Below are 25,437 nucleotides of genomic sequence, written 5' to 3'. Positions count from 1 at the left end.
TGCTATTTGGCGCCGAAAACTTATAGGCGTTGGACAGTAAATTCGTAAGGATTTGAATAAAGCGGTTCGGATCGGTGTAAAAAGGAATTGGCGCATCAACACCGGACATCTCGACCGTCATGCCAAAACGCTGCTGTAGCATTGCTGTCGCCTGATCCGCTTCGCGCACCAAGGCCGCCAAATCGGTGTCCTGCCGGTCAAACTCCATCTCTCCGTTGGCAATTTTATCCAGATCCAGAATGTCGTTGATGATCAGGATCAGCCGGTCGGCATTGCGGTGCGCAATCTCTAACAAGGACAACGCCTTATCCGGCAACTCTCCGGCCGAGCGCGACAATAGCAATCCCATCGCGCCCTTGATCGACGTCAAAGGCGAGCGCAGCTCATGGCTCACTGTGGAAATAAAGGCCGACTTTTGCTTTTCCTGCTCTACCCGCGCGGAAATATCACAGATCAAAATCAGGTAACGACCACCGAATTCAGCACCGGACAAAAACTTGATGCTCACCTCGACAGGTACGCCCATCAAATTGGATTCGAACCTCGTCATGGAGGTCCCGCTTGCTTTCAGCGCGCGGCAAGCTTCGATAATTTTGGTGGTATCATCTGTGTCATGCAGCGCGACCAGGCTCTGCCCGCGGTAATCACCCCGTGTGACATCGAAACGGGTTTCTGCGGTGCGGTTCATATAATTGAAGGTCTCGGTATCGGAATCAATGATCCAGACATCATCCCGCAACTCATAAAGCGTTTGCGCGGTGTGCCGCTCCTCGATCAACGCTTTGGTATTGCTGACGTCCGTCCGTACCGAAATCGACCCCGCAACGTTGCCCGAGGAATCATAAACCGGCATGATCGTCGCCTGAGTGTAGACAACCCGCCCGTCCTTGGCTCTAAGACCGGTTTCACCCTCCCAGCTTTCTCCGCGCTCCAAGGTGCTGCGGATTTCTTCGATCAGCCCCGGTGTGGGTTCATGATACATCACATCAGCAGGTTGGTTCAGCAGATCGTCGCGGTCATATCCGGTCAGCTCGAGCATCTTGTCGTTCACTTCGATGATCTTGCCGTCGGCATTCACAATCTTAATGCACGTGTGTTCGCTTAAGGCATCAAGCCGTTGTGACATTGAAAAGTAGCGATCGTGAATCAGCTTCTTCGCCGCTCTTTGCTGGAGAATCAAAGGCACCGTAGTGGCGATAGCAATGGCACCGAATACGGGAATGACCGCACCAACAGCTGTACCGTCCAGCAGCCCATTGGCCACCACATACCATGCAGAGGCAAGGCCTGCGCTGCCTAGAATTTTCAGTGTAGTGCCGTCTTTCAATATTGTTGGCTTAACCATCAGTCAGCCTCCCGCATGTCGCTATCGAAACGATTCTTTAAAACACATTTAGTTAATAACCTTTAAGGTATTTGGCCGGAAAATCCGGCATGATTAAGGCCATTGCGGTGTTTTTATTAATTATTTCTCAAGCTTCGTTAACCTATGTCGCGCAGGCGTTAACCGACTCCACGACTGAGGAAAGCTCCGTCCGGCTCTTGACCATGTTGGCAAACAACCTTGGATCATCGGATTGGTAGCTATTTGCAGAGAGGCCGATGATCTTTGCATCGGGCTGCCGAAGGCTGATCTGGTTCATCAAAGTGCTCGCATCCCCGTCCGGCAAAGACCAATCCAGAATGATAATGTCGAACCGGCCCGTGGCGATGCGCTTTTTTGCGACCAATAGAGACTTGGCATGTTCCACAGTCGCAAATTCCGTGAGCGCCCCCTCCAGCACCTCGGCAAAGTCGTGATCATCCTCGACGTGTAGAATATTCACCTTGCGCCGAGGCAGGGAAACCGGCGCAACAGGTGCCGCATCAGCGACAGGCGGCACTGCTGTTAAGATAGGTACAGTGAACCAAAACACCGTGATCCCGCCAGGTTTGCTTTCAAAACCGATCTCTCCGCCCTGACGCAGCACGATCTGCCGCGAGATATTAAGCCCAAGGCCCGTACCGCCCTTCGTTCGGGTGTCCGAACTGTCTGCTTGGGAAAACGGCTGGAAAATGCGGGATCTGAAGTTATCCGGCACACCGGGACCAACATTCTGGACATAGACAATCGCCAGATCACCCAACCGCTCGGCCTTTACCAGAACTTCTGTGTCAGGATCGGAATATTTGCACGCGTTGGAAATCAGATTGGCCAATACCTGCTGCGTGCGACCAGGGTCGACACATACCATGGTCGGGTCGTCCGGCAGGTCCACCGCGATGGCGCTGGATTGTGTCACCGCAAAGGGCGACATCTCGTTCGCGCTGATGTTCACAATCTCGTTCAGGTCAAGATCGGCGGTGTTGAATGTGACCTCGCCTGAGGAAATTTTCTCTAAATCAAGGATATCATTTACAATATCCGTTAACCTGTTGGCATTGGACGTAGCGATCTCGATCAGGCGCAGCTGCGACGCGGTTAGCGTTGTGTGGGGGGACACCATCAACAGCCCCAGCGCCCCTTTGATCGACGTCAAAGGCGTGCGCAGCTCATGGCTCACGGTTGAGACAAACTCATCCTTCATCTGGTGGATTTTCTTTTGATCCGTGACATCAATGACCTGCGCAATAAAGAAATAACGGCCGGCATTTTTGTCGAAAGATCCTGACACACTCAGAAGCCCCCAACGCTCTTCACCAGAGCTCAAAATCAACCGATGCTCAGCCGAGTACACACTATCCTTCTGGTCGCGGGTCATTTTGGAAACCGCAGTATAGATCGATTTGCGGTCCTCCTCGGGGATGAAATCCGACAGCCGGCGCCTCTCCAACAGTTCCTCGACACTCACCCCTGCAAGCATTGAAAGGGCACTGTTCACGCCAATGAACCGCCCCTCATCATCCATAAGCGCCATGCCAATCGGTGCATTCTCGATCACCTGCCGGAACATCCGTTCGCTATCTTCCAGCGCATTCCGATTACGGCGCTCTTCGGTCACGTCTGTCTGCGTGCCGATCATCCGCAAGGCTTTGCCGCTTGCATCCCGTTCGACCACAACCGCATCGGACCGCATCCAGCCCCAATGGCCCTCCTTTGACTTCAGGCGATATTCGGAAATAGACCGCGCCGTCTTGCCATCAATACAATCCGCATCGGCCTGTTTGAGGATCGAAAGGTCATCGGGGTGAATACGCGCCAGAAAATTCTGCTGTGTGTCATCGCCCTGACACCCTTTGGGATACCCCATGATCCGGCACCAGGTATCGGATACCTCTGATCTGGATGTCATCAAATCAATATCGAACACACCGATTTCCGACCCTTCCAAGGCCAGATCAAATAACAACTTGCTCTGGCGCAATTCGCGCTCGGCAATATTCTGGGCCGTGAGGTCGCGCATGATCACAGTGCTGCGCTTTTCTCCGCCGCTGTTAATCCAGTCGCTCCTGTGCACTTCCAGTTCAAGCAAACGGCCATCCGCCGCCTTGCCCTTTGCGTCAAAAGATCCGTCATCCGGCGATGCCTTTTGGGCAAGTGAGGACAATTTCGCCAGATTCATCTCTCGCCCATTATACCCGAAACACTGCTGCGCCGCCTGATTGGCAAACAGCACCCGATCATCCTGATCCAACAGAAAAACAGGCGTGATGTCATTCTCGATGATCGACCGGTTTTCCTGCTCGCGCGCTTTGATCTGGCGCGTCATAAGCCCCGACATTTCTTTCAATGTCTCGCCCCGCCGCCGGATGCTGCGCAAAATAGAAAGCAGCAAAGCCGTCAATGCAAAACCCGAAATCAGAATGCTGAGCGGCTGATAAGAGCCAAGCCCCGCCTCAAACTGCGGGGTGCTCGAAAATTCGAGCGTCCATGTCCGGCCGAAATGGTTGATCTGATAGGTCTGAAGAAATTCGGGGTTCGCTGGTGCCCCCGCCCCCTCACTATAAAGAGAGGCGCCGTCGTTCTCCGAGGTCCCATCATAGGCCACTAAAGAATAGCTGGCCCCCTGCCCCGCAGTCAGCTCCGAGAACAGATCGTTCAGAACGAAAACCGCACTGATCCAGCCACGGAAAACATCCGCCTCCCCCTCAACAACAGAGGGCGCGTAGATCGGCATGAACAAGATAGAACCGGCTTGATCATCTGATTCCTGCACCAATGTAACAGGCCGGGTCAAACGCGCAGCACCCTCGCCACGCGCGGCCAGCATGACTTCTGCCCGCCCCTTCGTAAAACCGACATCCAGGCCGGCAACACCTTCGTTTCCATCAAGCGGCTGGATGTACTTCAAAATGTAATGCGTGTCTTCGGAAGACAGATTGCGAAAGGCAAAATTCGGGTCGGATTTCTCGCGCATCATCTGTGCAAATGACGCGATCTCATCCTCTGGCACTTCAACAATCAACCCCAGCGCGCTGATGCTCGGCAATTGTTCTTCAAGGTTGAGCCGTTGTGTGTAAACCTCGAAGTCACCAACAGACACGTCATCAGAGGCCGCAACAAAAGCGGCGGTGCCTTTCACACTCAGCAAATAGGTCTGTAGACGGTCTTTGAGCACATCAACACTGTCTTGCGTCAGTGTCTGAAACTCTCTTGTGCCCGTCTGCGCATGGTAGCGCATGTTCATCGCAAAAAGCGTTGCCGTCAAAGCAATCAGAACAAAGGCCAACACAGCTTCAAGTTTGGAAATCAAGGCCTCGACCTATCACAGCGAACTGCCATCAAATCACCCCTTCCACACGCTTAAATACTGGTACGACTCTTACCTTCTACTGCCAGTTGCTCACTGCCAACCGGTTTTTGCGAATTCAAACGCGATAAAATCGGGAAAGCTGCAATAAAGACCCACCGAAACCAAATCTGCAACGGGCCGGACGGCTCGAACCTGTTCGGCAGACGCCACATCAACGGCACCGGCGCAATGTGGCGGACAGGTTCTGCCCCCCACAGGGCGATTATTCCAATTTCGGCACCCAGATTTCGACGCGGCGATTCAATCCGGCGCCGATGGCATCCTCTTCACAGAACAGATGCCCGACACTGCCATATCCTGCGCTTACAACCGTTTTTCCAGCCAACTGCGTCTTGCCTGCTTCGGCCAAATTGTCGGCAACCCTTGCGGCATCTGCCACTGAAGCTTTGACCGTCTGTGCAAAATCACCCTCACCACTGCCAAAGCCGATCACGGCGATCTGGTCTGCCTGCGCTGTCTTCTCAAGATAGTTTAGCAATTGCGCCTCCGAAGCCCCGCCCGACAGCAACAAGGTCTGACCATCCTGCGCGATACGGTACGTCGCGGATAGACGATCCCATTTCTCCGCTTCGATAATCAGCCGCGCGCCCAACTGCGCCCTAAGTTCGGGCTCCGCAGGGGTCGCCCTTGCATATGCGGGCATCACGGCAAGCGGCACGCGGGATATGCCCAAAACATCAAACCGCGTCTGTGACAATGCTGCCTGCGCAGCGGCAGAACCGGCATATTGCGCAAATGCCTTGGCCGCATCGGTCTGCGTTTCGGGGTTGGCATAAAGATAGAACCGCGCAGCCAGCGCCCCGTCACCTGTGCGGTAGGCAAATATGTTATCCGCGCTTTTGATGCCGCAGCTCCCCACAAGGTCGACGCTGCCCAACCCATCGCTGAATGCCTCCCAGACATAGCCAAGCGCATAAGGCGTGGCCGCAAGTATATCGACCATATCCTTTGTCGAGCTCACAATAATCGCGCTGCGCATTGGGCCCGCTTGCGCCATGCCCGATATTGCCTTGTTGAAAATCTCATACTCGCCAGAACCCGGTTCACGGGCCAGAACAGTGATCGGTTGATCCGGCCCACCTACAGCCGACCAATTCGTAATCTCGCCGCGGTAGATCGCCCCAAGCTGCGCAATTGTCAGCTCGGACAGGCCCAAGGCCGGATGCGTTACGATCTTCAGCCCGTCAAAGGCCAGCATTGTCTCAGAGGCGGTTCCCCGCAGATCACCCAAACCGGCCGCAACCAGCGCGGCCACTTCGCCCTCACTGGGAGGGCGCGCCGTAATCGCGAAATCTGCAGCCCCCGACGCCAGTGCGGCAAAGGCAACAGAGGGGTTCGTCCCACTAAGAAAAAACATGCCTGAATTCTGCTCAAGCGACACCTGTGAAGTCGCGCCGGACAATCGCCGCTGCTCACTTCGCACATGCTTTTGCGCAGCATATCCCGCCAACAGCGGAGTGAGCAGCCCGTCCATCAAATCCTGCGCGCCCACGATCTGGATCGGGGACACAGCCGACGGAACAGCAATCGGTTCAAGCGCTTCGATCATCGCCGCGGTCACGCGACACCCCGGACCCGAACAGCGCAAGCCACGGGGACTAAGACTGACCAAACCAATGCCCCGAACCTCGACAATCAAGCGCTCGTTTACCAGCCCCCGCAATTCGCCCTGCACATCAATCATTTTGTCGATCGAAGACAGCTCGATCCGCCGCATTCGCTGAGGCACGACCTGATTTGGCAAAGGGCCAATCACGGGACAAGCCCGGCCAGAGCAGCTCACCTCATCGGGGGTCAGCTCAAGATTGCCAACCTGTGTCGCCACAACCAGCCGGTCATTCCGCGACACAAGCAAGCGACCGGAAACAGAGAGGTCGCCATCCCCAGTCTCAAGGGTGACATTCACCGTTTGCGCAGCCAGCGGTGCGGCCAGAAACAAGGCTCCGGTTACGACACCGGCCAGCAAAGATGTGAACATCCGCGATCCAATCATTGCGTCGCTGCGCTCACCCATACTTCGACACGCCGGTTGATCCAGCGGCCCACTGTAGATTGATCGCACCCGATCGGAGACACATCCCCAAAGCCCATCGGCAAAAAGCTTACACGATCAGCAAGTGTAGCGTCCTTGGCTAAAAGCGCATCCAGCACCAGCTGCGCACGGCGCTCGGAGAGTTCCTGATTAAGCTCGGAGTTGCCCAAAGAATCGGTGAACCCCATGATCCGCACGGTTTTGGCCGATCCATTCGCGGTTTCATCATTAAGCAGTTTGGCAACCCGTGCGATGTCCTGCTGCGCCCGCTCATCAAGGTCGCGTGACCCCGCCTCGAACCGGAAAGTCGCCGAAAGCCGCTCGCTCATAACCATCTCGCTCACCATATTTTGCAGGCGCGGGATTGCGTCGATAACCTTGTCCGATTGCAACGCAGAGGCAAAGCGCATGCCTTGCTGGTCTACGGGGCTGCGCGTCAGGTTCTGATTGGTCAGGCCCGATGCCGCCACGACATCCTGCGCGGCGTCCGTGGCGATAAAGCCCATCAACCCCTCCAGAACTTCGGATTGCGCATTGGCCTTGGTGACCGCACGCAGGCGATAGGAAAGCGGGTATTCTTCGGCACGGATGTTAAAGTCGGAGGGGCTTACAACCAATCCGCATTGCCCGATGATCGGAAGCTGATGCGCCGCATTATCTTCGGCAAAACGAGTGAACCCGATGCCAAACGGATCCGCGGCGACACGTTTGGAAATCTCGTCATCAGAGGTCAGGATGGTAACATTTGCAGCCATCTCTTGGCCTGAAGGCTCGAGAACAAGCGTGTCGAATACTTCCGCCACAGCAGAGCCTTCGTCGCGCGCATATAGATTGATCGCAGCGTCAGGGCCGCCGATCTGGGACCAATTGCCAATCTCTCCGGAAAAGATGCGCGCAACATTCTGGACCGAAATAGAGGGCAAGGCAAAACCGTCGGGCGTGACAATGGCCAGACCATCAACCGCCAACGTGCTTTCGCGCAATGCGTTCACGCCGGCTTGTTGAAACTTTGCCATCTCTTCGGCCGAAGCAGGCCGCGTGGTGAATCCGACGCTTGCGCTGCCGTCGATCAGCGCTGCAAACGCGCCCGCCGAGCTGCCCGTTGTCACATCAACATAGGCCTCTTCCTCTCCTGACGCGTTCGTAAAGCGCAGCGAGGCACCATCCGTCTCGAGGCCGAGTTCGTTTGAGGCGGCATAGGTGGCCATAAGCGATGGAAGCACCCCGCGCATCAGGCTGTCGATACCGAAAGCTGCAAAATCCTTTTCAGGCGCAATCGACGGGCAAGCCTCCCCTTCACAGGTCAGACCTTCGGCCGCCAGTTCAAGTACGCCGATGCTGGTATCAAGCCGGAAGGTCGTACCGTCGAACTCGATCAACCGCCCCTTTAAATGAACGCTGTCATTTTCCGACCGCAAGGTAACTTCCTGACCATAAGCAGGCGTCATTGCCGCCATCAGAACCCCGGCAAGGGGCAGCATCCGAATAATACCGCGCATCACTTCACTTTCCTATATTCAATTGCACAAATCCCGTCTCCGATAACACGGGCCGTGCGAACACCGATAGACCTTAAAATTCAGAAGGAAGGGCAACTTCCCGCAAGGTATTATTGTAAAACTGGAGGGCCTCATAACCCGGGATGCCAAGTTGATCCGCCTTCATAATCCACGCATCAAGCCCGCCCCGCGACCGGTCCTGAAGCTCGGCCAACAGCTCTACATCCGCTTTGACCACATCCAATCCCTGTTCGATCATGATGCGGCGGTGGCCGTTGTCGAATTCATCCCACTTCAACGACGCCTTCGCGAGCGCTTCACCGGAAATGGCCGTGATTGCGGCCTGATCCGCAGCTGAAATTCGGGCCCATGCCGCATCCGAAATCACAACCGAGAATGTAGGCGTATAAACCCCGTTGGGTATTTCCGTGACAGTCCGGTTTTCATTCCAGATCCCGCCAGCGCGGGCTGCGCCATGCGCCATCGCAAAGGTGAGCGGATTGCCCTTCTTCTCATCGTATTCTGCCAGCCAGCTCGCATTTTCTTCACGTACGGCCGGTGCGCCGCGCGTATCAAGCCCGTCGAAATAGGGCACCGTATATTCGTTTGTCTTTACCAGATCCTCGCCCGCGACCACAGGAGCCTCACGCAAGCGCCAGATATGTGCCGCCGGCGCGCCGATAAACCCTAAAAGATGCCCGCCCTCAAAATGGTCCTTGGCCGCCAGATACCTGTCCTCCAACCGCCACAGGGCAACCGCAGTTTGATAGGCCGTGCCGCCCATCAACGGCTGCATGGGCAATTGCAGTAACGGATGGCTTGCCCCCAGATAGCCGTTGAACACATATGCTGCATCCACCTCGCCCGTGCGTACCAGATCAAGCTGCGCGCGGGCGTCCCGATTGATAATGGCCGGATCAACGAATTGAACGCGCCCTTCTGTCACCTCTTTGACCTTGGCCAGATAGGGGTCAATAATTCCCACGTTGATAATGAAATTCGGCGCGGACGCCTTGTTGAACGTCAACACCACCTCTGCCCCGTCAGGCGCGGCCACATCCCCCGCGCCATTCCCGATCTCGATCGGCGCCGCGTTGAAATCCGCATTCCCGATGGGGCCAATCACGGCAGTTTGCGCCGGTTGTGCCACCACTGAAGCAGGCTCCCCCATCGGGGCACGCAGCGAACAAGGCACTTGCAGAACCATACCAACATCAATTGCATTGGGATTCGGCCCGATGGTGTTTGCGTTTACCCGATAGAATTCATCCAGCACCCCCGCACCATAGGCACGCTGGGCAATAAGGCTCAAAACATCGCCCCTGACAATTGTATATGGCTTCCCACATTCGATAGATTGCGCGGATACCATTGTGCCAATTCCGCTAAAAAATATTCCCGTCAAAAAAATAAAATAAAATTTCATCTTAATCCCAATAAAATCAGATCCCTAGACAGCAATCAAAGCGGCCGGCCGATTCCGTAGTTATATTCGCGGCCCGAGCCATTTATAAAAAACTCAGCCCCGTTGCGGAAATCATGTATAAAAACAAGCAGCCACGAGTGCGCTCAAATAAAACAGGTATTCGTTAATGAGTCGTACTCAATCACCCATGGCCCTAAAATAACACCCTAAAAATACGCCCAATTGCCGCGCTTGATTACAAAAAGGCCCATCACGTCATGAGCAATCAATCCGGATCAACGCCCCCCGCCCCCCCGTCCTCGACACAGGAATTGATTGAAAGCATCTACCGGATCGCCCTGGAGCCACAGACTTACGACAGTTTTATGGGCCACTGGGATGAGTTCATTCTAGAGCAGGTCAGCAAACTCACCGCGTTACAAGCTGACAGCACCGCGCGGGATGATACGGTCAATGAAACCGAAATCAGCAAGCATTTCGCCATCGCCATGCAGCTGCTCGAACAAGCAGGCCGACCCGACCTGCGCACACAAAACATCTCTCCTCACAAGCGCTTGCCACAGCTGGTGTTCAACAGTTCCGGCGCGCTGGTCTGGCACAACAACGCCGCAGCCGATGCATTCGACGTCCGCCTTGGCGCAACGCTGGATTGCTTTGACATCCCACCGCCACAGCAGGCGGAAATTCAGGCTCTGTTCAAAGGAAAAACCGCATCCAGTGTCGTGATTGCCCGATTGCCTACCCTCAAGAAAGGCAAGCCATTGCCCATGGCGTTCAAGCTCACCAATGCCTCGGCGCATGAACGGCTGTTCCTCGCCAGCGAGGTCCGCCAAACATGGCCCGAGCAGATGGGTCGCCTGCTTGCCGGTGGTTTCGGGTTAAGCCCCTCCGAAGTTCAAATCTGTGCCCAACTGGTGGCAGGGCACACAGCGGTTGACATCGCGCGCGATCGTTCAACAGCACTTGGCACGGTGCGCACCCAGATCAAAAAAATCCTTCAAAAGACAGACACAACCGGTCAGGTCGATCTGGTAAATCTGCTGCATGCGACAATCCAGATTGCCCAACAACACGAAATAAAAAGCCCGCCCTCGGCGAAAATCCCTGACAGGGTGCATAATATCGCGCTCCCCGACAGAAACATGCCCGTTGAAACCTTTGGTGATCCTTTGGGGATGCCGGTGATCTTTTTCCACGGCATGCTGGACGGGAACGGCATTTCACAACGCCTGCGCAACTTGCTGGATGAAAACAGTTTTCACCTGATATGCCCCGTGCGCCCCTCCTTCGGGACCGCACCGCCTGACGAAACCGGACCTGTGGCGACCGCGCCTGCCCGTCTGGCCCGCGACATCAAAACCCTGATGGAGCGGATGGGCATCAAACAGGCGCTATTCCTGGGGCATATGGCCGGATCAGTCTATGCAATGCACGCGGCTGCCAGCCTTGGAAAACGGGTCTGTGGTATCTTGTCGGTCGCAGGTGGCGCGCCGCTGGTTTCTACGTCGCAATTTGCCACCATGTCCCCGCGTCAGCGCGTGGTCGGCCTCACTGCACGCTACACGCCGCGGTTACTGCCTTTTATCATCCGTGCGGGCATCAACCAACTCGACAATGCGGGCGAGCGGCAGTTCATGCAGTCGCTCTATCAGACAAGCCCGATCGACATGCGCGTTGCCAATGACCCCGAAACGACACAGATCCTTTATGGCGGCTACCACTTTACCATCGCCCAAGGGCACCGCGCCTTCGAAATAGACAGCTATCATGTCGTGCGCGACTGGACCTCGATCGCCATGCAATCAAACCAGCCGGTCGAGCTTTTGCATGGCATGCATGATCCCGTTGTCAGCTATTCATCCATACAGGCCTATCACCGCCAGCTTGGCGACCGCGCCCGCCTGACCGGATTGCCTGACAGCGGTCAATTGATCCTGTATCAGAACCCCGAAGAGGTCATTGCTGCCCTGATTAGGCTACGCAATGCCTAGGCCCCATGGTCAACGGCCGCTTTCCTTGCAATTATAGCGACGACTCTCATGTAACAGGCCGCGCTATGTCCTCTTCTACTTCGCTCCCGACCCACGAAATTATCTATCGAAACGCCCGTGATCTGATCCTGTTCGGCGATCTGGCCCCCGGCGAGGCGGTCACGATCAACAGCATAGTCGAGCGGCTGGATGCCGGCGTCACCCCCGCGCGCGAAGCAATCCGCCGCCTGACCGCCGAGGGTGCGCTTTATGCCAGCGACAACCGCCGTTTGGTCGTGCCCCCACTCACCATGCCGCAACTACAAGAGCTCACCTTTGCCCGCACAGGGATCGAGCCCCAGATCGCGCGGCTCGCTGCCGTGGGAATAGAGCCCGCCGCGATCGACACGCTTGAACAGATAGACGCACAGGTTAACGCCGCATTGGCCGCCCGCGATATCCATGGTTATCTGCTGCACAACCACCGCTTTCACTGGACGCTTTACGCCCATTCAGAGGCTGAAATCCTGATGGCCACCGCCGCCGCACATTGGCTGCGCGTGGGGCCATCCCTGCGCGTCATGGTTGGCTTGGCCGAAACCCCTACCCTGCCCGACATGCACGCCGCGGCCATCGCCGCGCTGCGCGATGGCGATTACGAAGCCGTGGGCGAAGCGATTCACAATGATATCCTGCAAGGCCACGCCACAATTGCCAACGGGTTGGAAGACGAGGGCTAGCCCTCGTGATACCCCTCGATCACGGCGACCTCATCGCGTGATCCAAGAATGACAGACACCCGTTGGTGGTGCCCCGTGGGCGCCACCTCGACGATGCGCCCCAAGCCGGTCGATGCCGCGCCGCCTGCCTGTTCAACCAGCATGGCCATCGGGTTGGCCTCATACATCAAACGCAGCTTGCCACCCTGTGCCGCGTTACCGCTGTCTTTGGGATACAAGAACACCCCGCCCCGCGTCAGGATCCGGTGCACATCCGCCACCATCGAGGCACACCAACGCATGTTGAATTTTTTGTCCCGTGGTCCGTCAACGCCGCGCAAACAATCGTCGATATACTGCCGCACCGGCGGCTCCCACATATCATAGCGCGACGCGTTGATCGCAAATTCCTGTGTCTTCGGCGGGATCGCCATTTCCGGCTGAGTGAGCAAAAACTCACCGGACCCCGGATGATGTGTAAACCCATCCACCCCTTGGCCCACCGTGATGACCAACCCTGTCGAAGGCCCGTAAATCGCATACCCCGCCGCAATCTGTTGCGTGCCCTTGATCTGTACTGCCTCCGGCTCTGGCGCGATATCCGCATCCAGCTGCACAATCGAAAAGATGGTGCCTACAGAAAGGTTCACATCCAGATTTGAGGACCCGTCCAGTGGATCGTAATAAACAACGAAATCGCCTGCTTTAGGCTCTGATTTGCGCCAGTTCACCTCATCCACTTCTTCGGACACCAAAGCCGCCAGATGGGGATTGTCACCCACAACCTGCTGGAAAATCTCGTCCGAAATTACATCCAGCTCTTTTTGGGTCTCGCCCTGCACATTCTCGGTTTCCGCCGCACCCAAAACGCCGGCAAACGCCCCGTGCCGCACGCGGTCTGCAATCATCCGGCACGCGGTCGCGATGTCTTCGATCAACAGCATCAATGCCGCATCCGTGCTTTGGCTATGCATATGCTGGCGAAGAGTGATCTGTGTCATGGGAGTCCTTTCAGGGCCTATGGTTTGAAATCATTCCCGCGCCCCTGTGCTTTGCGGGTATGTGCAACCTTGGAACGAATTCCCCTCAAGGGCAAGTCAGGCGGTAAAACTAGTCGCCAAAGACCACAAAAGCAGCCGCCTCAGCCAACCGAAATTACGACTTCACTGATGTCCCCATCAACGGCCTGCACAGCCCGCAGCAAGCGGGCAATCAGATGGGTCTGGACATAGGCACCGTGAAATTTGCTGGGCGCTTGCAAGGTTAACCGTTCCCCTGCCCGCCCGTCACGTTTGAGATTATGAAGCCAGCTACTATAAAGACCGGGGTCTTCACGGTGCAGAATAGCTTGGGCCAGCGTCCATTCCGAGCCGTCAGGCTCTGGCGGTGTGCTTGTGGTGCCGCGCGGGGGAAGTGCGACAACCTTGGACGGTTCGGGCCCGCCCTGCATCCGCAGATCAAAATCCGGTCCGACATTCGGCCAATGGGCACGGGTGCTTTCAAGGATGGTGTCCAGGTCAACGCCGTATTCTGTCACCCTGCCCCGCGCGCCTTGCCGCTTTACGACCAACCAACCGCTGGCTCTGAGCTTGGCCATTTCCCGTTTGACCGTCCGTTCATCTACGGACCACAGCCGCGCGATTTCGCGTTGTCCCACGGCAAGCTCGTTGCGGGCCCAGTTGTAGCGGGCGGTGATCAGTGTCACAAAACGCAAAACAAGCCGATGATCATGCTTGCCGCCTGCCAAAGCATAGGCACCAAGCGCTGTGATAATATCATACTTGCGCGCAGACGCATCACGCCCGACGGGTTTAAGAGAGAGCATACTGCCTCCAATCATGCACCTGAGATGTGGCGCGGCCTCTACTTTGGTCTCTTTACGGACCTGGCAACGGTAGGCAACGCCTTTCCCGCTCTTTCCTTGATTTGCGTCCTGATCGCCCCGCTTGTCAAGGACTCGTTTCCGAGGAGCAGATTTACAAAAGTAAATTTGAATAAAAATAGGGTATATTGGTATAGGGGGACATCTTAAGCGTCCCCTATTTAGCTCTTTTTGTCCTCTATTCGCGGGTGGTGAGCCTAACTCTGTCCCTCAATATTTAGCCTGTTAGAGCCTGATCAGGCAATGATCCTCCGAATCGGAGCGCCTGCGATATTTCGTTGGATGCATATTGTCCCAGCCAGCGATAATGCCTCTTTTCATAAACTGCAAATTAAGCGTAAAATAGAAATCAGTCGTAATTAGCGTTTTGAATTTATCCGCAGTTGCCGGATCCGAACGTATAAGGGTTCCCCGCGGGGAACCAGTAGTAAAGGCCACGCTTATGTTTACTCATGCCGACCTCGCAAGTCTTCAGGCGCAATCGCTGAAGATGCAGGGGTATATCCGCCAGCAAACCTACTCTCCCGAGATGGAGAAAACGCTACGCCGGTTTTCCAGTTGGGAGGTGGCCGAGCTGATCTTTCAGATCAACGCCTCGACATTGCGGGGGCGTCTGGCGGCGGACCCGTCGTTGCCGGAGGGGCAAGTCGAAGAAGACGGGCGGCAGCGGTGGTATACGCTCGAGGAAATCAACGAGCTGCGTCGCAAGATCAAGATCAAGAACAAGTCGCTCATGCCAACGCGCCCTGCTGGCAAACGTGCGATCCGTGCCGCGATTGCGAATTTCAAAGGGGGCGCGGGCAAGTCTACTGTGGCGCTGCATTTCGCCCATGCGGCGGCTCTTGACGGCTACCGTGTGTTGACCGTGGACTTTGATCCGCAAGCCACGCTGAGCCATTCGATGGGCCTGTCCGATGTTTCGGAAGAGGTGACCGTTTGGGGTATCATGGCCCGTGACCTGATCCGCGAGACCGAGCGTATGAACGCGGTACAGGGCGGCGCAGAAAGCGGGACCGCCCTGCCCCAACGCAAGCTGCCTGCCTCGGTGACGGGCATGGGATTGAGTGAGCTGCGCGCCGCTGATTTCATCAAGCCGACAAGCTGGCCCACAATCGACATCATCCCCAGTTGCGCCAATGCGGCCTTTGTCGAATTTGCCAGTGCGCAGTATCGGCATATGAATCCTGAATGGTCCTTCTTTGCGGCGGTGTCGCGTTATCTGGATACGATCCCGCCGGATGCCTATGACCTGATTATTTTCGATTGCCCGCCCGCGATCGGGTATCAGTCGATGAATGCGGTGTTCGCTGCGGATGTTCTCTATATCCCGTCGGGTCCGGGGTATTGGGAGTATGACAGTACCACCAGCTTTATCGGGCAGCTGTCGGAGGCGTTGGAGGATCTGGGCCGGTTCAGGGGGCGGCTGCCCTCGGGGACGGATCCGGTCAAAGCATTTGCGGATGTGAAATTCCTGCTGACACGGTTCGAGCCGAACAATGATTTGCACCGTGCGATGCAGTCAGCCTTTCATCAGGTTTTTAAGTCACATGTTGCCGAGCACCCGATCGAGATGACCCGCGCGGTGGAACAGTCCGGCCGATTCCTGTCGTCTATCTATGAGATGGATTATCGCCAGATGACGCGGGAAACATGGCGGCGTGCGCGGGGGTCTTTTGATCGCTCGTATGATGAATTCCGGACCACGCTGGTAAATGCGTGGGACAAGTTGGAGGATTGATAGATGGTCAAGAAGCGCTCTGTTTTCGACATTAATTTTAATCTGGATGAGGAAGACACCGCCGGGTTCCCGGCGGGGAACCCTGAGCCTGCGGATAAGGTCGTGCAGGAATATAATATCCAAGGGCACCCGCTGCAAAACCGCGATCCTGTGCCGCCACGCCGTAGCCCGATGGCCAGTGCCATTGCCGAAACTCTGGATGCGACACAAGCACGTACCGCTGCCGAAGACGCCATTCGCGCGGAAAACGATGCCCTCGCGTTGGAACATGTCCGGCTCAAAAAGCTGGGGTTGATTACCGACCTGATCGAAACAGCCAAGGTGGCCACGTCAAAGCTGACCCGTGACAGATCGGCAAATGTCGATCCGGAACTGGAGGAGCTAAAGCATTCGATCCAGGCGGTCGGCCTGTCCAACCCGATCCGCGTTGAGCAAACCGACGAGGGTTACGAGCTGATCCAGGGATATCGCCGCTTGTCTGCCTTTCGGGAGCTGGCCGAGGAAACCGGTGATCCACGCTATAGCCGTATTCCTGCAGCGTTGGTTCCCCGCGGGGAACCGATGGTCGATCTCTACCGCAAAATGGTTGATGAAAACCTTGTGCGCAAAGATCTGTCTTTTGGCGAGATGGCCAGTCTTGCGCTGTCTTATGCCCGCGATTTCGATGTGGATGTGAACGAGGCGGTGAGCACGCTTTATGCCTCGGCCATCAAACAAAAGAAGACCTACATTCGCCAATTCGCACGGGTGATCGACGATTTGGGCAATGCGCTACGATACCCCGAGGCGATGCCGCGGGCGCTTGGGTTGGACCTGTACCGGCTCTTTGATGCTGATGCGGCGCGGGCAGGGGCGTTGGCTGCGGTTTTGAACGCGGACCCCGACCGCGATGCGGATGCGGAAATTGGCTTGCTTCGGGCGGCTGTCGCGGGAAAGGCTGCGCGGCCAAAACCTACGGGCCGTAGCAGCTCCAAGACATCGTTGCGCTTGGGGGTGCCGCAAGGTGAAATGCGCGTCACCGCATCAGACGGAAAGGTCGAAATGCGCCTGCCGCGCGATTTCTCGGCCGTTAGCAAGGCAAAGCTACAGCGCGGAATCGAGGCGTTTCTTGCTGCAATTGACGCAAAGGACTAAACGGGCAGGGCGGGCGACCGTCCTTTCTTGATTTCAGTCTAACTGATTGAAATGAATATACATTGCCTCGTTTCGGGCAATGCTTTGGCTTTGGATATTTTATCTTCGCGGATCGCGCGGCTAAACGGTCAAAGTTGCGATAAAGGGTTAAGGGAGAACATAGGTGCAGGCGGTTTTTCAGCCCTTCGGGGGTAAGGGTATTTGCAATGCAGGCGGCGATATCGGACTTGTTATGAAGGTGCTGCGATGACTTGGATTGGTGTTGATTGGGGGGCTGGCGAACTGCGGGCTTGGGTCCATTCCGGTGATCATGTTTTCCCGCTGCGCTCAAATGCCGGCACAGACACGTTGGCAGCGGGGCAATTCGAACCGGCGCTGCTCGCATTGATCGGGTCGCATTTGCCGCCCGAGGGGGTCACACCGGTGATCTGTTGTGGCACGGTCGGGGCATCCGAGGCTTGGGTCGAGGCACCCTATGTTGCGGTCCCTGCAACTCCGCCGGATGCGCGCAACGTGCGCCGTGTGGATACACAGGACCCGCGTCTGGACGTTTATATTTTGGCGGGCATGTCACAGGTCTCTCCGCCGGATGTGATGCGCGGGGAGGAGACGCGGATAGCAGGTTTCATCGCCGCGAATCCTGATTGGGACGGGGTGCTTTGCCTGCCGGGGCGTCATACCAAATGGGCCCATATCAGCGCCGGCGAGGTTGTCAGCTTTGCCACTGCGATGACCGGCGAGATATTTGATTTGCTTGCAGGTCAGTCGGTGCTGCGTGAGGCCATCGGTCTGGATGGCTGGGATGCAGATGCTTTTGACCAAGGGGTTTCAGATGCAATGTCGCGGCCTGAGCGGGTGGCGGGCGCGCTGTTTTCGCTGCGCGCCGCAGCGGAACTGGAAGGGCTGAGCCCTGCGACCGCGCGGGCACGGTTGTGGGGATGGTTGATCGGAACCGAGCTGGCCGCGATGCGACCCTATTGGCTGGGCCAGCAGGTCGCCTTGATCGGTGTGCAGGCTGTCAGCCACCCCTATGCCGAAGCGTTGAGCCGTCAGGGCGTAGCCGTCGAATCCGTTCTGGCGGAAGAGATGACCCTGAATGGTTTGCGCCGCGCCTACAGTAGCCTGATCGAAACCTGAGGCAGCCGATTCTGCGGCCTGAAATATTCTGGCATTGTTTTTAAGGCAGAGATTTCGGGAAACGGGGAGGATAGCGGCATGAAGATTTCGGGACAGATCGCATTGGTGAGCGGCGGCGGGAGCGGATTAGGTGCCGCAACGGCGCGGCATCTGGCAAGGCAGGGCGCGCGTGTGGCGGTGCTGGATTTCGACCTGCCTCGTGCCCAAGCGGTGGCTGATGAAATCGCAGGGTTGGCTGTACAAGCCGATGTCAGTGATGCTGATGCCGTTGGCGCGGCGGTGCAGACGGTTTGCGATCATTTTGGCACGGGCCCGCGTATTGCCGTCAACTGTGCGGGAATCGCCCCTGCTGCGCGCATTGTCGGGCGTGAGGGAAAGCTGTCGATCGGGGTGTTTGACAAGACGGTCAAAGTGAACCTGTTGGGCACCTATCATGTCATGAGCTATGCAGCCGCAAGAATGGCGCAGTTGGACCCCTTGGAGGATGGTGAGCGCGGCGTGGTGATCAATACCGCTTCGGTGGCGTATGAGGATGGCCAGTTAGGGCAGGCGGCCTATGCAGCCTCCAAGGGGGCCGTTGCTGCCATGTGCCTTCCGGCGGCGCGGGAGTTTGCGCAATCGGGCATTCGCGTCATGGCCATCGCGCCGGGGTTGTTCCACACACCGATGATGGAGGGGCTTCCCGAGGAGGTCACCGCCAAGATTACCGCAGATATTCCGTTTCCCGCTCGTCTGGGCGCGCCTGAAGAATATGCGCTATTGGTGGAGCAGATAGTCAGCAACGGGTTTTTGAATGGCACAACCATTCGTCTGGACGGAGCGGTGCGCCTGCCCCCGCGCTAGGGAGGGCAGGCGGGGCGTTTATTTTGCCTTAAGCCGCTTTTCCAGCAGATAGAGCGCGCAGACCGTCACGATTGCGCCGGATAGGAGGTAAAGTGACGCCGCCCACAGACCAAAGCTCCAAGCGAGCAGCAGTGCGATGAACGGAGCAAAGGCCGCGCCTAGGATCCATGAAAAGTTCGTCGCCACAGCAGCACCGGAATAGCGATATTTGGGTTCGAATCGGTTGGGCAGGATCGAGCTGGATTGTCCGTAGGACAGGCCAAGGATGATAAAGCCCAACAGGATGTAGATTTCAGGTGCGCTTTCCAGTGTGTTGATGGACAGGCCCAGAACAGGCACCAGCGCGCAGGTGAACCACAAGACATGGCGTGTTGAGTATTTATCCGCCAGTATCCCTGAGATAATCACGGCGATGATGGCGATTGAGCCACCCAGCAGCTGCCACAGGATAATGGTGCTGATCGGGTTGTCGGTGAACAGCAAGGTATAGCTGATCGGGAAGACTGTCATCATGTGCATCAGGGCATAGCTGCAAATTGGCAGCGCGGCTGTCAGGATGATTGTGCGCCACTCAGCAGAGAACAATTCGCCCATGGGGGATGATTTAAGCAGGGCAGGGTCTTCGCCACCGAAATTCGTGGTCATCAGGCGCAGGCGGGCAAACAGGGACACCACGTTCACGGCCATCACGGCAAAGAAGGCAAAGCGCCAGCCGTAGGAAAAAAGCTCTGCCTCGGTGAGAAAGCCGGTCAGCACATAAAACAGCGCTGCGGCCACGCAGAACCCGATGGGGCCGCCAAGCTGTGGGATAACACCGTAAAGGCCGGTGCGATCGGCGGGGGCGGCTGTTTTCAGCTGTAGGGTGATTCCATCCCATGATCCGCCAAGGCCCACACCCTGAATAAAGCGCAGCACGGCAAGCAGGATCGGCGCGGCAATGCCTATTTTTTCATAGGTCGGGATTAATCCGATGGCGACAGTCGAGGTGCCCAGCACCATCAGGGCCAGCATGACTTTGCCCGGGCGGCCGATTTTCACCTGTAATGCGCGGGCAATGATGCTGCCCAGCGGACGTGCAAGAAAGGCGAGGGAAAAGATCGCGAAGGAAAGCAATGTACCGGGAATCGGATCAAGGAAGGGAAAAAATACCCTTGGAAAGATCAGAGCAGAAGCGATTGCGTAAACGAAAAATCCAAAAAAGTCCGTGACCCGTGCCATGACAACAGTCGTAATGACATCATCAATAGTTACGGTATGCTGTTCGGACGCGTTTATGCTTGTCATGGCAGGCCTTTCTTATGCGCGCAGTGCGGGTGTCTACGAGAGTTACCTAGTATCATTTTGCCATTTACCCACAGCGTGGGCAATTGTCGCACTCAAAATGACCATTTTGCCGCAGTTCGGTGGCTGGCCGATCAGGATATCGCGGTCTATATGGTGCCTCAACGAAGCGGTCGCTTGCTGTCGTCGCCCCTTCGAAATGTACATGTTACCTTGTGAAGGAACAGATCTAAATGCGTTTAAAGAGAATCTGGCTTGGTCTTCCCTTGCTGCTATTGTCGGGATGTAATCTGGTTTTGTTTAACCCTGCGGGCGATATCGCCAAGCAGCAGGGTGATCTGATCATCTATTCCTCCGTTTTGATGCTGATTGTGATTCTGCCGGTGCTGGCGCTGACAGTCTTTTTTGCATTTGCCTATCGCGCCTCCAAGCAGGCCCGTTACGAGCCTGACTGGAATCACTCGGTCAGTCTGGAGATTGTGATCTGGGCCGTGCCGCTGGCGATTATTATCTGCCTTGCAGGTCTGACATGGGTGGCGACGCACCGTTTGGATCCCTATGCGGATCTGTCGCGGATTTCCAAGACAAAGCCGATTGATCCTGATGTGAAGCCGCTGACGATTCAGGTGGTCGCGATGGATTGGAAGTGGTTGTTCATCTATCCCGAATACGGCATCGCCAGCGTGAATGAAGTCGCAGGTATTGTGGACCGCCCTGTGGAATGGAAGCTCACCTCGACCACGGTGATGAACGCCTTTTATCTGCCGGATATGGCGGGGATGATCTATGCCATGGCGGGCATGGAAACCGAGCTGAACGGTGTCATGAACGCAACGGGCGATTATCGCGGGTTTGCCTCACACTATAACGGCACCGGTTTCTCCAAGATGGATTTCCAGTTCAAATCACTTGATGAAGCGGGTTTTGACGATTGGGTTGAGACAGTACGCCAAGCCCCTGCCGTGTTGGACCGCGAAACATTCGTGCAGCTGGATGAGCCTTCCATCAACAACGATGTGACTTATTACAACAGCGTGGCTGATGGTTTGTGGGACCGCATTCTGAACATGTGTGTGGGTGATGACGAAATGTGTATGCATGACATGATGATGGTCGACGCCCTTGGCGGCGGTGGCATCGAGGGTTTGTATAATCGCGAACTGTATCGCGGCATCTGCTCTACCGATGATCCACGGGCCATGTTCGCCATCCTGCGTCCTGATCTGTTGGACCGTGCGGATGAAATCCAGGTTGCCCGCATGAGCCTGCTGCCACCCGAAACAACTCTTATCTCTGCGCCAAAGGAAAACTGAAGCCATGGCTGACGGACACACTTCTACACATGAATTTGCCGACATCGGGCACCAGGTTCACTGGTTCTGGGGCAAGCTGAACTGGGACATTTTTCCGTTCTATGATCCGCTGATTTTAGGCACGTTTATCGTGACCATTCTGCTGGGCGTCGGGGTTGTCGGCTATATCCTGCACAAGCGGCTGTTGGGGTATCTGTGGACCGAATGGCTGACCTCGGTCGATCACAAGAAAATCGGCATCATGTATATGTTGCTGGCTACCGTGATGTTGGTGCGCGGCTTTGCCGATGCGGTGTTGATGCGGACGCACCAGGCGCTTGCCTCGGCGGGGATTTTGGAATTCCTGCCCGGGTATCACTATGATCAGGTGTTCACCGCTCACGGCGTGATCATGATTTTCTTTGTGGCGATGCCGTTTATCACGGGCTTTATGAACTACATCATGCCGCTGCAAATCGGTGCGCGCGATGTGGCATTTCCCTTCCTCAACAACTTTAGTTTCTGGCTGACATTCAGCGGCGTGGTTCTGATCATGCTGTCCTTGTTTGTTGGTGAATTCTCGACCGCTGGCTGGTTGGCCTTCCCACCCTATTCGGGGCTTGAGTTCAGCCCCGGTGTCGGGATGGACTATTACCTGTGGGCGCTGAACATCGCAGGGATCGGTACAACATTGTCAGGGATCAACCTGATTGTGACCATCGTCAAAATGCGTGCCCCTGGCATGACCTATATGCGGATGCCGATTTTCACATGGTCGACCTTGGTCACCAACGTTCTGATCGTGGCGTCCTTCCCTGTGTTGACGGCAACGCTCGCGTTGCTGACGGCGGACCGCTATCTGGGGACCCATTTCTTTACCAATGATATGGGCGGCAATCCGATGATGTATATCAACCTCATCTGGATCTGGGGCCACCCGGAGGTGTATATTCTGATCCTGCCTATCTTTGGTATCTTCTCCGAGATTGTGCCGACCTTTTCGAGCAAACGTTTGTTCGGCTACACATCGATGGTCTATGCGCTGTGCGTGATTATGATCCTGAGCTATCTCGTCTGGCTGCACCACTTCTTTACCATGGGTGCGGGCGCTGATGTGAACTCGTTCTTCGGGATCACCACGATGATCATTTCGATCCCGACGGGCGCGAAATTGTTCAACTGGCTGTTCACGATGTACAAAGGGCGCATCCGTTTCGAGCTTCCGATGGTGTGGACACTGGCCTTTATGGTGACCTTTACCATTGGCGGGATGACCGGCGTGTTGCTGGCGGTGCCGCCTGCGGATTATGTTTTGCACAACTCTTTGTTCCTTGTTGCGCACTTCCATAACGTGATCATCGGTGGTGTTGTGTTCGGCGTGTTTGCCGGGATCACCTTCTGGTGGCCCAAGGCCTTTGGTTTTCACCTCGACAAGTTCTGGGGCAAAATCAGTGTTATCGGCTGGGTTGGCGGTTTTTACCTCGCGTTTATGCCGCTCTATATCCTTGGGCTGATGGGCGTGACACGTCGTCTGAGCCAGTTCGAGGATACGGTCTATGCCGGATTGTTCATTGCTGCCGCATTTGGTGCTGCTTTGATCGCGGTCGGTTTGATTGCCTTTGTGATCCAGATCTACGTGAGCATCCGCGACCGCGAGCGGCTGGCATGTGGTGGCGATCCATGGGGCGGGCGCACGCTTGAATGGGCGACGACCTCTCCTCCGCCGCACTATAACTTTGCGTTCAGCCCACAGGTCTACACTCTGGATGCGTGGGACCACATGAAACAGCATAAAGCAGAGGCACCCAAAACCGGCTTTATCCCGATCCACATGCCGCACTCTACGTCCAGCGGTATCGTGATTGCAGGCTTCATGACGGTGATGGGTTTTGCATTGGTCTGGCACGTGTGGTGGCTTGCTGCTGTGACGTTTGTTGCGTCGCTGGTGTGGGGCATCGGGCACACGTTCAACTATAACCGCGATTATTACATCCCTGCGGATGAAGTCGCGAAAACCGAAACAGGCCACGCGCCTATGACACCGGCGGAGTAACAGGCATGTCAGTAACAGTTACCGAGCCCGAAGGCGGGTTCAACTTTTACGTCACCGAGGACCCACATGCGGTACATCCCGCTGTGGGCCACTCGGAGACGGACGACCACCACCATGAGACCGGCACGATGTTGGGCTTCTGGATCTACCTGATGAGCGATTGCCTGATCTTTGGTATTCTCTTTGCGGTTTATGCCGTGCTTGGTCAGAACTTTGCTGCGGGGCCTGCGCCCTCGGATTTGTTCGAGATCGAGAAGATCCTGTTGGCGACGGCGTTTCTGCTGATCTCGTCGATCACTTACGGTTTTGCGGTGATCAACATGCAGCAGAAAAACCAGTCCATGATGATGGTCTGGTTGATCGCAACGGGTGTCTTCGGCCTTGGCTTTCTGACGATGAGCGTTCTGGAGTTTCATCACTTGTGGCACATCGGTGCGGGGCCGGGGGCAAGCGCGTTCCTGTCGTCGTTCTGGTTCCTTGTGGGTACGCACGGGCTGCACGTGACTGCGGGTGCGATCTGGTTGGTTGTGTTGCTGGTGCAGGTGCAGACCAAGGGTCTGACCCCCGAAAATGAGCGCCGCATCCTGTGCCTGAGCCTGTTCTGGCACTTCCTTGATCTGATTTGGATCGGGGTGTTCTCCTTTGTCTATCTGGTTGGAGTTCTACTATGAGCGATACAAGCCACGGTTCTTACAAATCCTACATCACCGGTTTTGTGTTGTCGGTCCTGCTGACCGCTGTGCCTTTCTGGCTGGTAATGGCCGAACCTGACATTCACGTAGGATGGGCGATTGCGATCATCGCCATTCTGGGTGCTATTCAGGTGGTGGTGCATATGGTGTACTTCCTGCACGTCAGCGTCAAAGCCGAGTCCGGCTGGCAGGCGATGTCGCTGGGCATGACTGTGATCTTGCTGGTGATCATTCTTGCCGGTTCGATCTGGGTCATGTTCCACCTCAACACCAATATGATGCCGGCTCACGATCAAATCGAACGACTGCGCGACCTGTAATGGGTCGGCTAAGGATATGGGATATCATCCTGCTGGCGCTGGTGGCGTTGATGGTGGTGGTCTTTATCCTGCTAGGAAACTGGCAGGTTCAGCGCCTTGGTTGGAAGCTGGACCTGATCGAGCAAGTGGAAACACGTGCCTACGGCGCGCCTGTGGATGCCACGCCCGATGATCTGGCCCTCTATACCCGCGTGCGGGTCGGGGGGACCTACCAATTTGACGACACATTGCGCATCAAAGCCGTGACCGAGCTTGGCCCGGGGTTCTGGGTCATGACACCGCTGCGCGGTGATGCATTTATCGTCTGGATCAATCGGGGCTTTGTACCGACGGGTGTGGACCCCGATGAATTGCGGCGCGACGAAGGGTATCAAGACGTGATCGGCCTTGTGCGCAATTCGGTCCCCGAGGGTACATTGTTAGAGAAAAACGATCCTCAGGCCGGTCGTTGGTATTCGGCCGATGTGCCGGTGATGTCAGCGCAGGCCGGTCTGGATAATATTGCACCCTATTTCATTGATGCCGAACGTAAGGTTCAAGACGCCAGCTGGCCGCGCGGAGGGATGACGCAGCTCACGTTCCGCAACACCCATCTGGCCTATGCGTTGACGTGGTATGCGATGGCTGTGCTGCTGGCTGCGGCAGTTGCCTATATCATCTACACGCGGCGCAAATCACAGGCCTGA

19 protein-coding genes are annotated in these 25,437 nt (G+C 56.2%); 11 read left to right on the top strand and 8 right to left on the bottom strand.

Annotation, left to right across the window (positions count from 1 at the left end):
* From ABJM03_RS17695 to ABJM03_RS17675, 5 genes are all read right to left on the bottom strand, one after another.
* Positions 1 to 1,345 (bottom strand): PAS domain-containing sensor histidine kinase (locus tag ABJM03_RS17695; RefSeq protein ID WP_348419203.1); only part of this gene is annotated, 1,345 nt, incomplete at its 3' end.
* Positions 1,346 to 1,487: 142 nt separating this feature from the next.
* On the bottom strand, positions 1,488 to 4,673 hold the full coding sequence (locus ABJM03_RS17690) for a CHASE domain-containing protein (RefSeq protein WP_348419201.1): 3,186 nt from the start codon (positions 4,671 to 4,673) through the stop codon (positions 1,488 to 1,490).
* A 262-nt stretch (positions 4,674 to 4,935) separates the two neighbouring features.
* Positions 4,936 to 6,747 (bottom strand): substrate-binding domain-containing protein, encoded by a 1,812-nt coding sequence (locus ABJM03_RS17685; protein WP_348419200.1) that lies wholly within the window; start codon positions 6,745 to 6,747, stop codon positions 4,936 to 4,938.
* Entirely contained in the window at positions 6,723 to 8,264 is a 1,542-nt protein-coding gene (locus tag ABJM03_RS17680) for a phosphate ABC transporter substrate-binding/OmpA family protein (protein ID WP_348419199.1), read from the bottom strand. The genes ABJM03_RS17685 and ABJM03_RS17680 overlap by 25 nt, the downstream gene beginning before the upstream one ends.
* A 73-nt stretch (positions 8,265 to 8,337) precedes the next feature.
* The gene (locus tag ABJM03_RS17675) at positions 8,338 to 9,576 is read right to left on the bottom strand and encodes a hypothetical protein (protein ID WP_348419198.1); all 1,239 of its coding nucleotides are present in this window, start codon (positions 9,574 to 9,576) and stop codon (positions 8,338 to 8,340) included.
* A 371-nt stretch (positions 9,577 to 9,947) separates the two neighbouring features.
* Between ABJM03_RS17675 and ABJM03_RS17670 the strand changes: the two genes are divergently transcribed.
* A complete protein-coding gene (locus ABJM03_RS17670) occupies positions 9,948 to 11,681 on the top strand; it encodes an alpha/beta fold hydrolase (protein ID WP_348419197.1) in 1,734 nt (577 codons plus the stop codon).
* Positions 11,682 to 11,746: 65 nt separating this feature from the next.
* The gene (locus tag ABJM03_RS17665) at positions 11,747 to 12,400 is read left to right on the top strand and encodes a GntR family transcriptional regulator (protein ID WP_348419196.1); all 654 of its coding nucleotides are present in this window, start codon (positions 11,747 to 11,749) and stop codon (positions 12,398 to 12,400) included.
* On the opposite strand, the gene ABJM03_RS17660 is transcribed toward ABJM03_RS17665, so the two are convergent.
* Complete coding sequence (locus ABJM03_RS17660; protein ID WP_348419195.1) at positions 12,397 to 13,380, bottom strand: class 1 fructose-bisphosphatase; 984 nt, start codon at positions 13,378 to 13,380, stop codon at positions 12,397 to 12,399. The two genes, ABJM03_RS17665 and ABJM03_RS17660, sit on opposite strands and share 4 nt — an antisense overlap.
* A gap of 140 nt (positions 13,381 to 13,520) precedes the next feature.
* The gene (locus ABJM03_RS17655) at positions 13,521 to 14,204 is read right to left on the bottom strand and encodes a DnaA N-terminal domain-containing protein (RefSeq protein WP_348419194.1); all 684 of its coding nucleotides are present in this window, start codon (positions 14,202 to 14,204) and stop codon (positions 13,521 to 13,523) included.
* A gap of 499 nt (positions 14,205 to 14,703) precedes the next feature.
* Between ABJM03_RS17655 and ABJM03_RS17650 the strand changes: the two genes are divergently transcribed.
* The 4 genes from ABJM03_RS17650 to ABJM03_RS17635 all read left to right on the top strand — a co-directional run bounded on the left by ABJM03_RS17650 (position 14,704) and on the right by ABJM03_RS17635 (position 19,113).
* Entirely contained in the window at positions 14,704 to 15,999 is a 1,296-nt protein-coding gene (locus ABJM03_RS17650) for an AAA family ATPase (protein WP_348419193.1), read from the top strand.
* A 3-nt stretch (positions 16,000 to 16,002) separates the two neighbouring features.
* Positions 16,003 to 17,133, top strand: a complete 1,131-nt coding sequence (locus ABJM03_RS17645) for a ParB N-terminal domain-containing protein (RefSeq protein ID WP_348419192.1) — start codon at positions 16,003 to 16,005, stop codon at positions 17,131 to 17,133.
* A gap of 246 nt (positions 17,134 to 17,379) precedes the next feature.
* On the top strand, positions 17,380 to 18,270 hold the full coding sequence (locus tag ABJM03_RS17640) for a 2-dehydro-3-deoxygalactonokinase (RefSeq protein ID WP_348419191.1): 891 nt from the start codon (positions 17,380 to 17,382) through the stop codon (positions 18,268 to 18,270).
* A 78-nt stretch (positions 18,271 to 18,348) separates the two neighbouring features.
* The gene (locus tag ABJM03_RS17635; protein WP_348419190.1) at positions 18,349 to 19,113 is read left to right on the top strand and encodes an SDR family NAD(P)-dependent oxidoreductase; all 765 of its coding nucleotides are present in this window, start codon (positions 18,349 to 18,351) and stop codon (positions 19,111 to 19,113) included.
* Between the two features lie 18 nt (positions 19,114 to 19,131).
* On the opposite strand, the gene ABJM03_RS17630 is transcribed toward ABJM03_RS17635, so the two are convergent.
* The gene (locus ABJM03_RS17630; protein WP_348419189.1) at positions 19,132 to 20,397 is read right to left on the bottom strand and encodes an MFS transporter; all 1,266 of its coding nucleotides are present in this window, start codon (positions 20,395 to 20,397) and stop codon (positions 19,132 to 19,134) included.
* A 230-nt stretch (positions 20,398 to 20,627) separates the two neighbouring features.
* Between ABJM03_RS17630 and cyoA the strand changes: the two genes are divergently transcribed.
* Genes cyoA through ABJM03_RS17605 form a run of 5 tightly spaced genes read left to right on the top strand, consistent with a single transcriptional unit; the run spans position 20,628 to position 25,437 of the window.
* Positions 20,628 to 21,707 carry a ubiquinol oxidase subunit II gene (gene cyoA / locus ABJM03_RS17625; protein ID WP_348419188.1) on the top strand — a complete coding sequence of 360 codons (1,080 nt, stop codon included), beginning with the start codon at positions 20,628 to 20,630 and terminating at the stop codon, positions 21,705 to 21,707.
* Between the two features lie 4 nt (positions 21,708 to 21,711).
* A complete protein-coding gene (gene cyoB / locus ABJM03_RS17620) occupies positions 21,712 to 23,739 on the top strand; it encodes a cytochrome o ubiquinol oxidase subunit I (RefSeq protein WP_348419187.1) in 2,028 nt (675 codons plus the stop codon).
* A 5-nt stretch (positions 23,740 to 23,744) separates the two neighbouring features.
* On the top strand, positions 23,745 to 24,410 hold the full coding sequence (cyoC, locus tag ABJM03_RS17615) for a cytochrome o ubiquinol oxidase subunit III (RefSeq protein WP_348419186.1): 666 nt from the start codon (positions 23,745 to 23,747) through the stop codon (positions 24,408 to 24,410).
* On the top strand, positions 24,407 to 24,751 hold the full coding sequence (cyoD, locus tag ABJM03_RS17610) for a cytochrome o ubiquinol oxidase subunit IV (protein WP_348419185.1): 345 nt from the start codon (positions 24,407 to 24,409) through the stop codon (positions 24,749 to 24,751). The genes cyoC and cyoD overlap by 4 nt, the downstream gene beginning before the upstream one ends.
* On the top strand, positions 24,751 to 25,437 hold the full coding sequence (locus tag ABJM03_RS17605; RefSeq protein WP_348419184.1) for an SURF1 family cytochrome oxidase biogenesis protein: 687 nt from the start codon (positions 24,751 to 24,753) through the stop codon (positions 25,435 to 25,437). The genes cyoD and ABJM03_RS17605 overlap by 1 nt, the downstream gene beginning before the upstream one ends.

Source organism: Sulfitobacter sp. (assembly GCF_039977885.1).
Lineage (GTDB): Bacteria > Pseudomonadota > Alphaproteobacteria > Rhodobacterales > Rhodobacteraceae > Sulfitobacter.
This window is presented reverse-complemented; position numbering and strand designations above follow the sequence as displayed.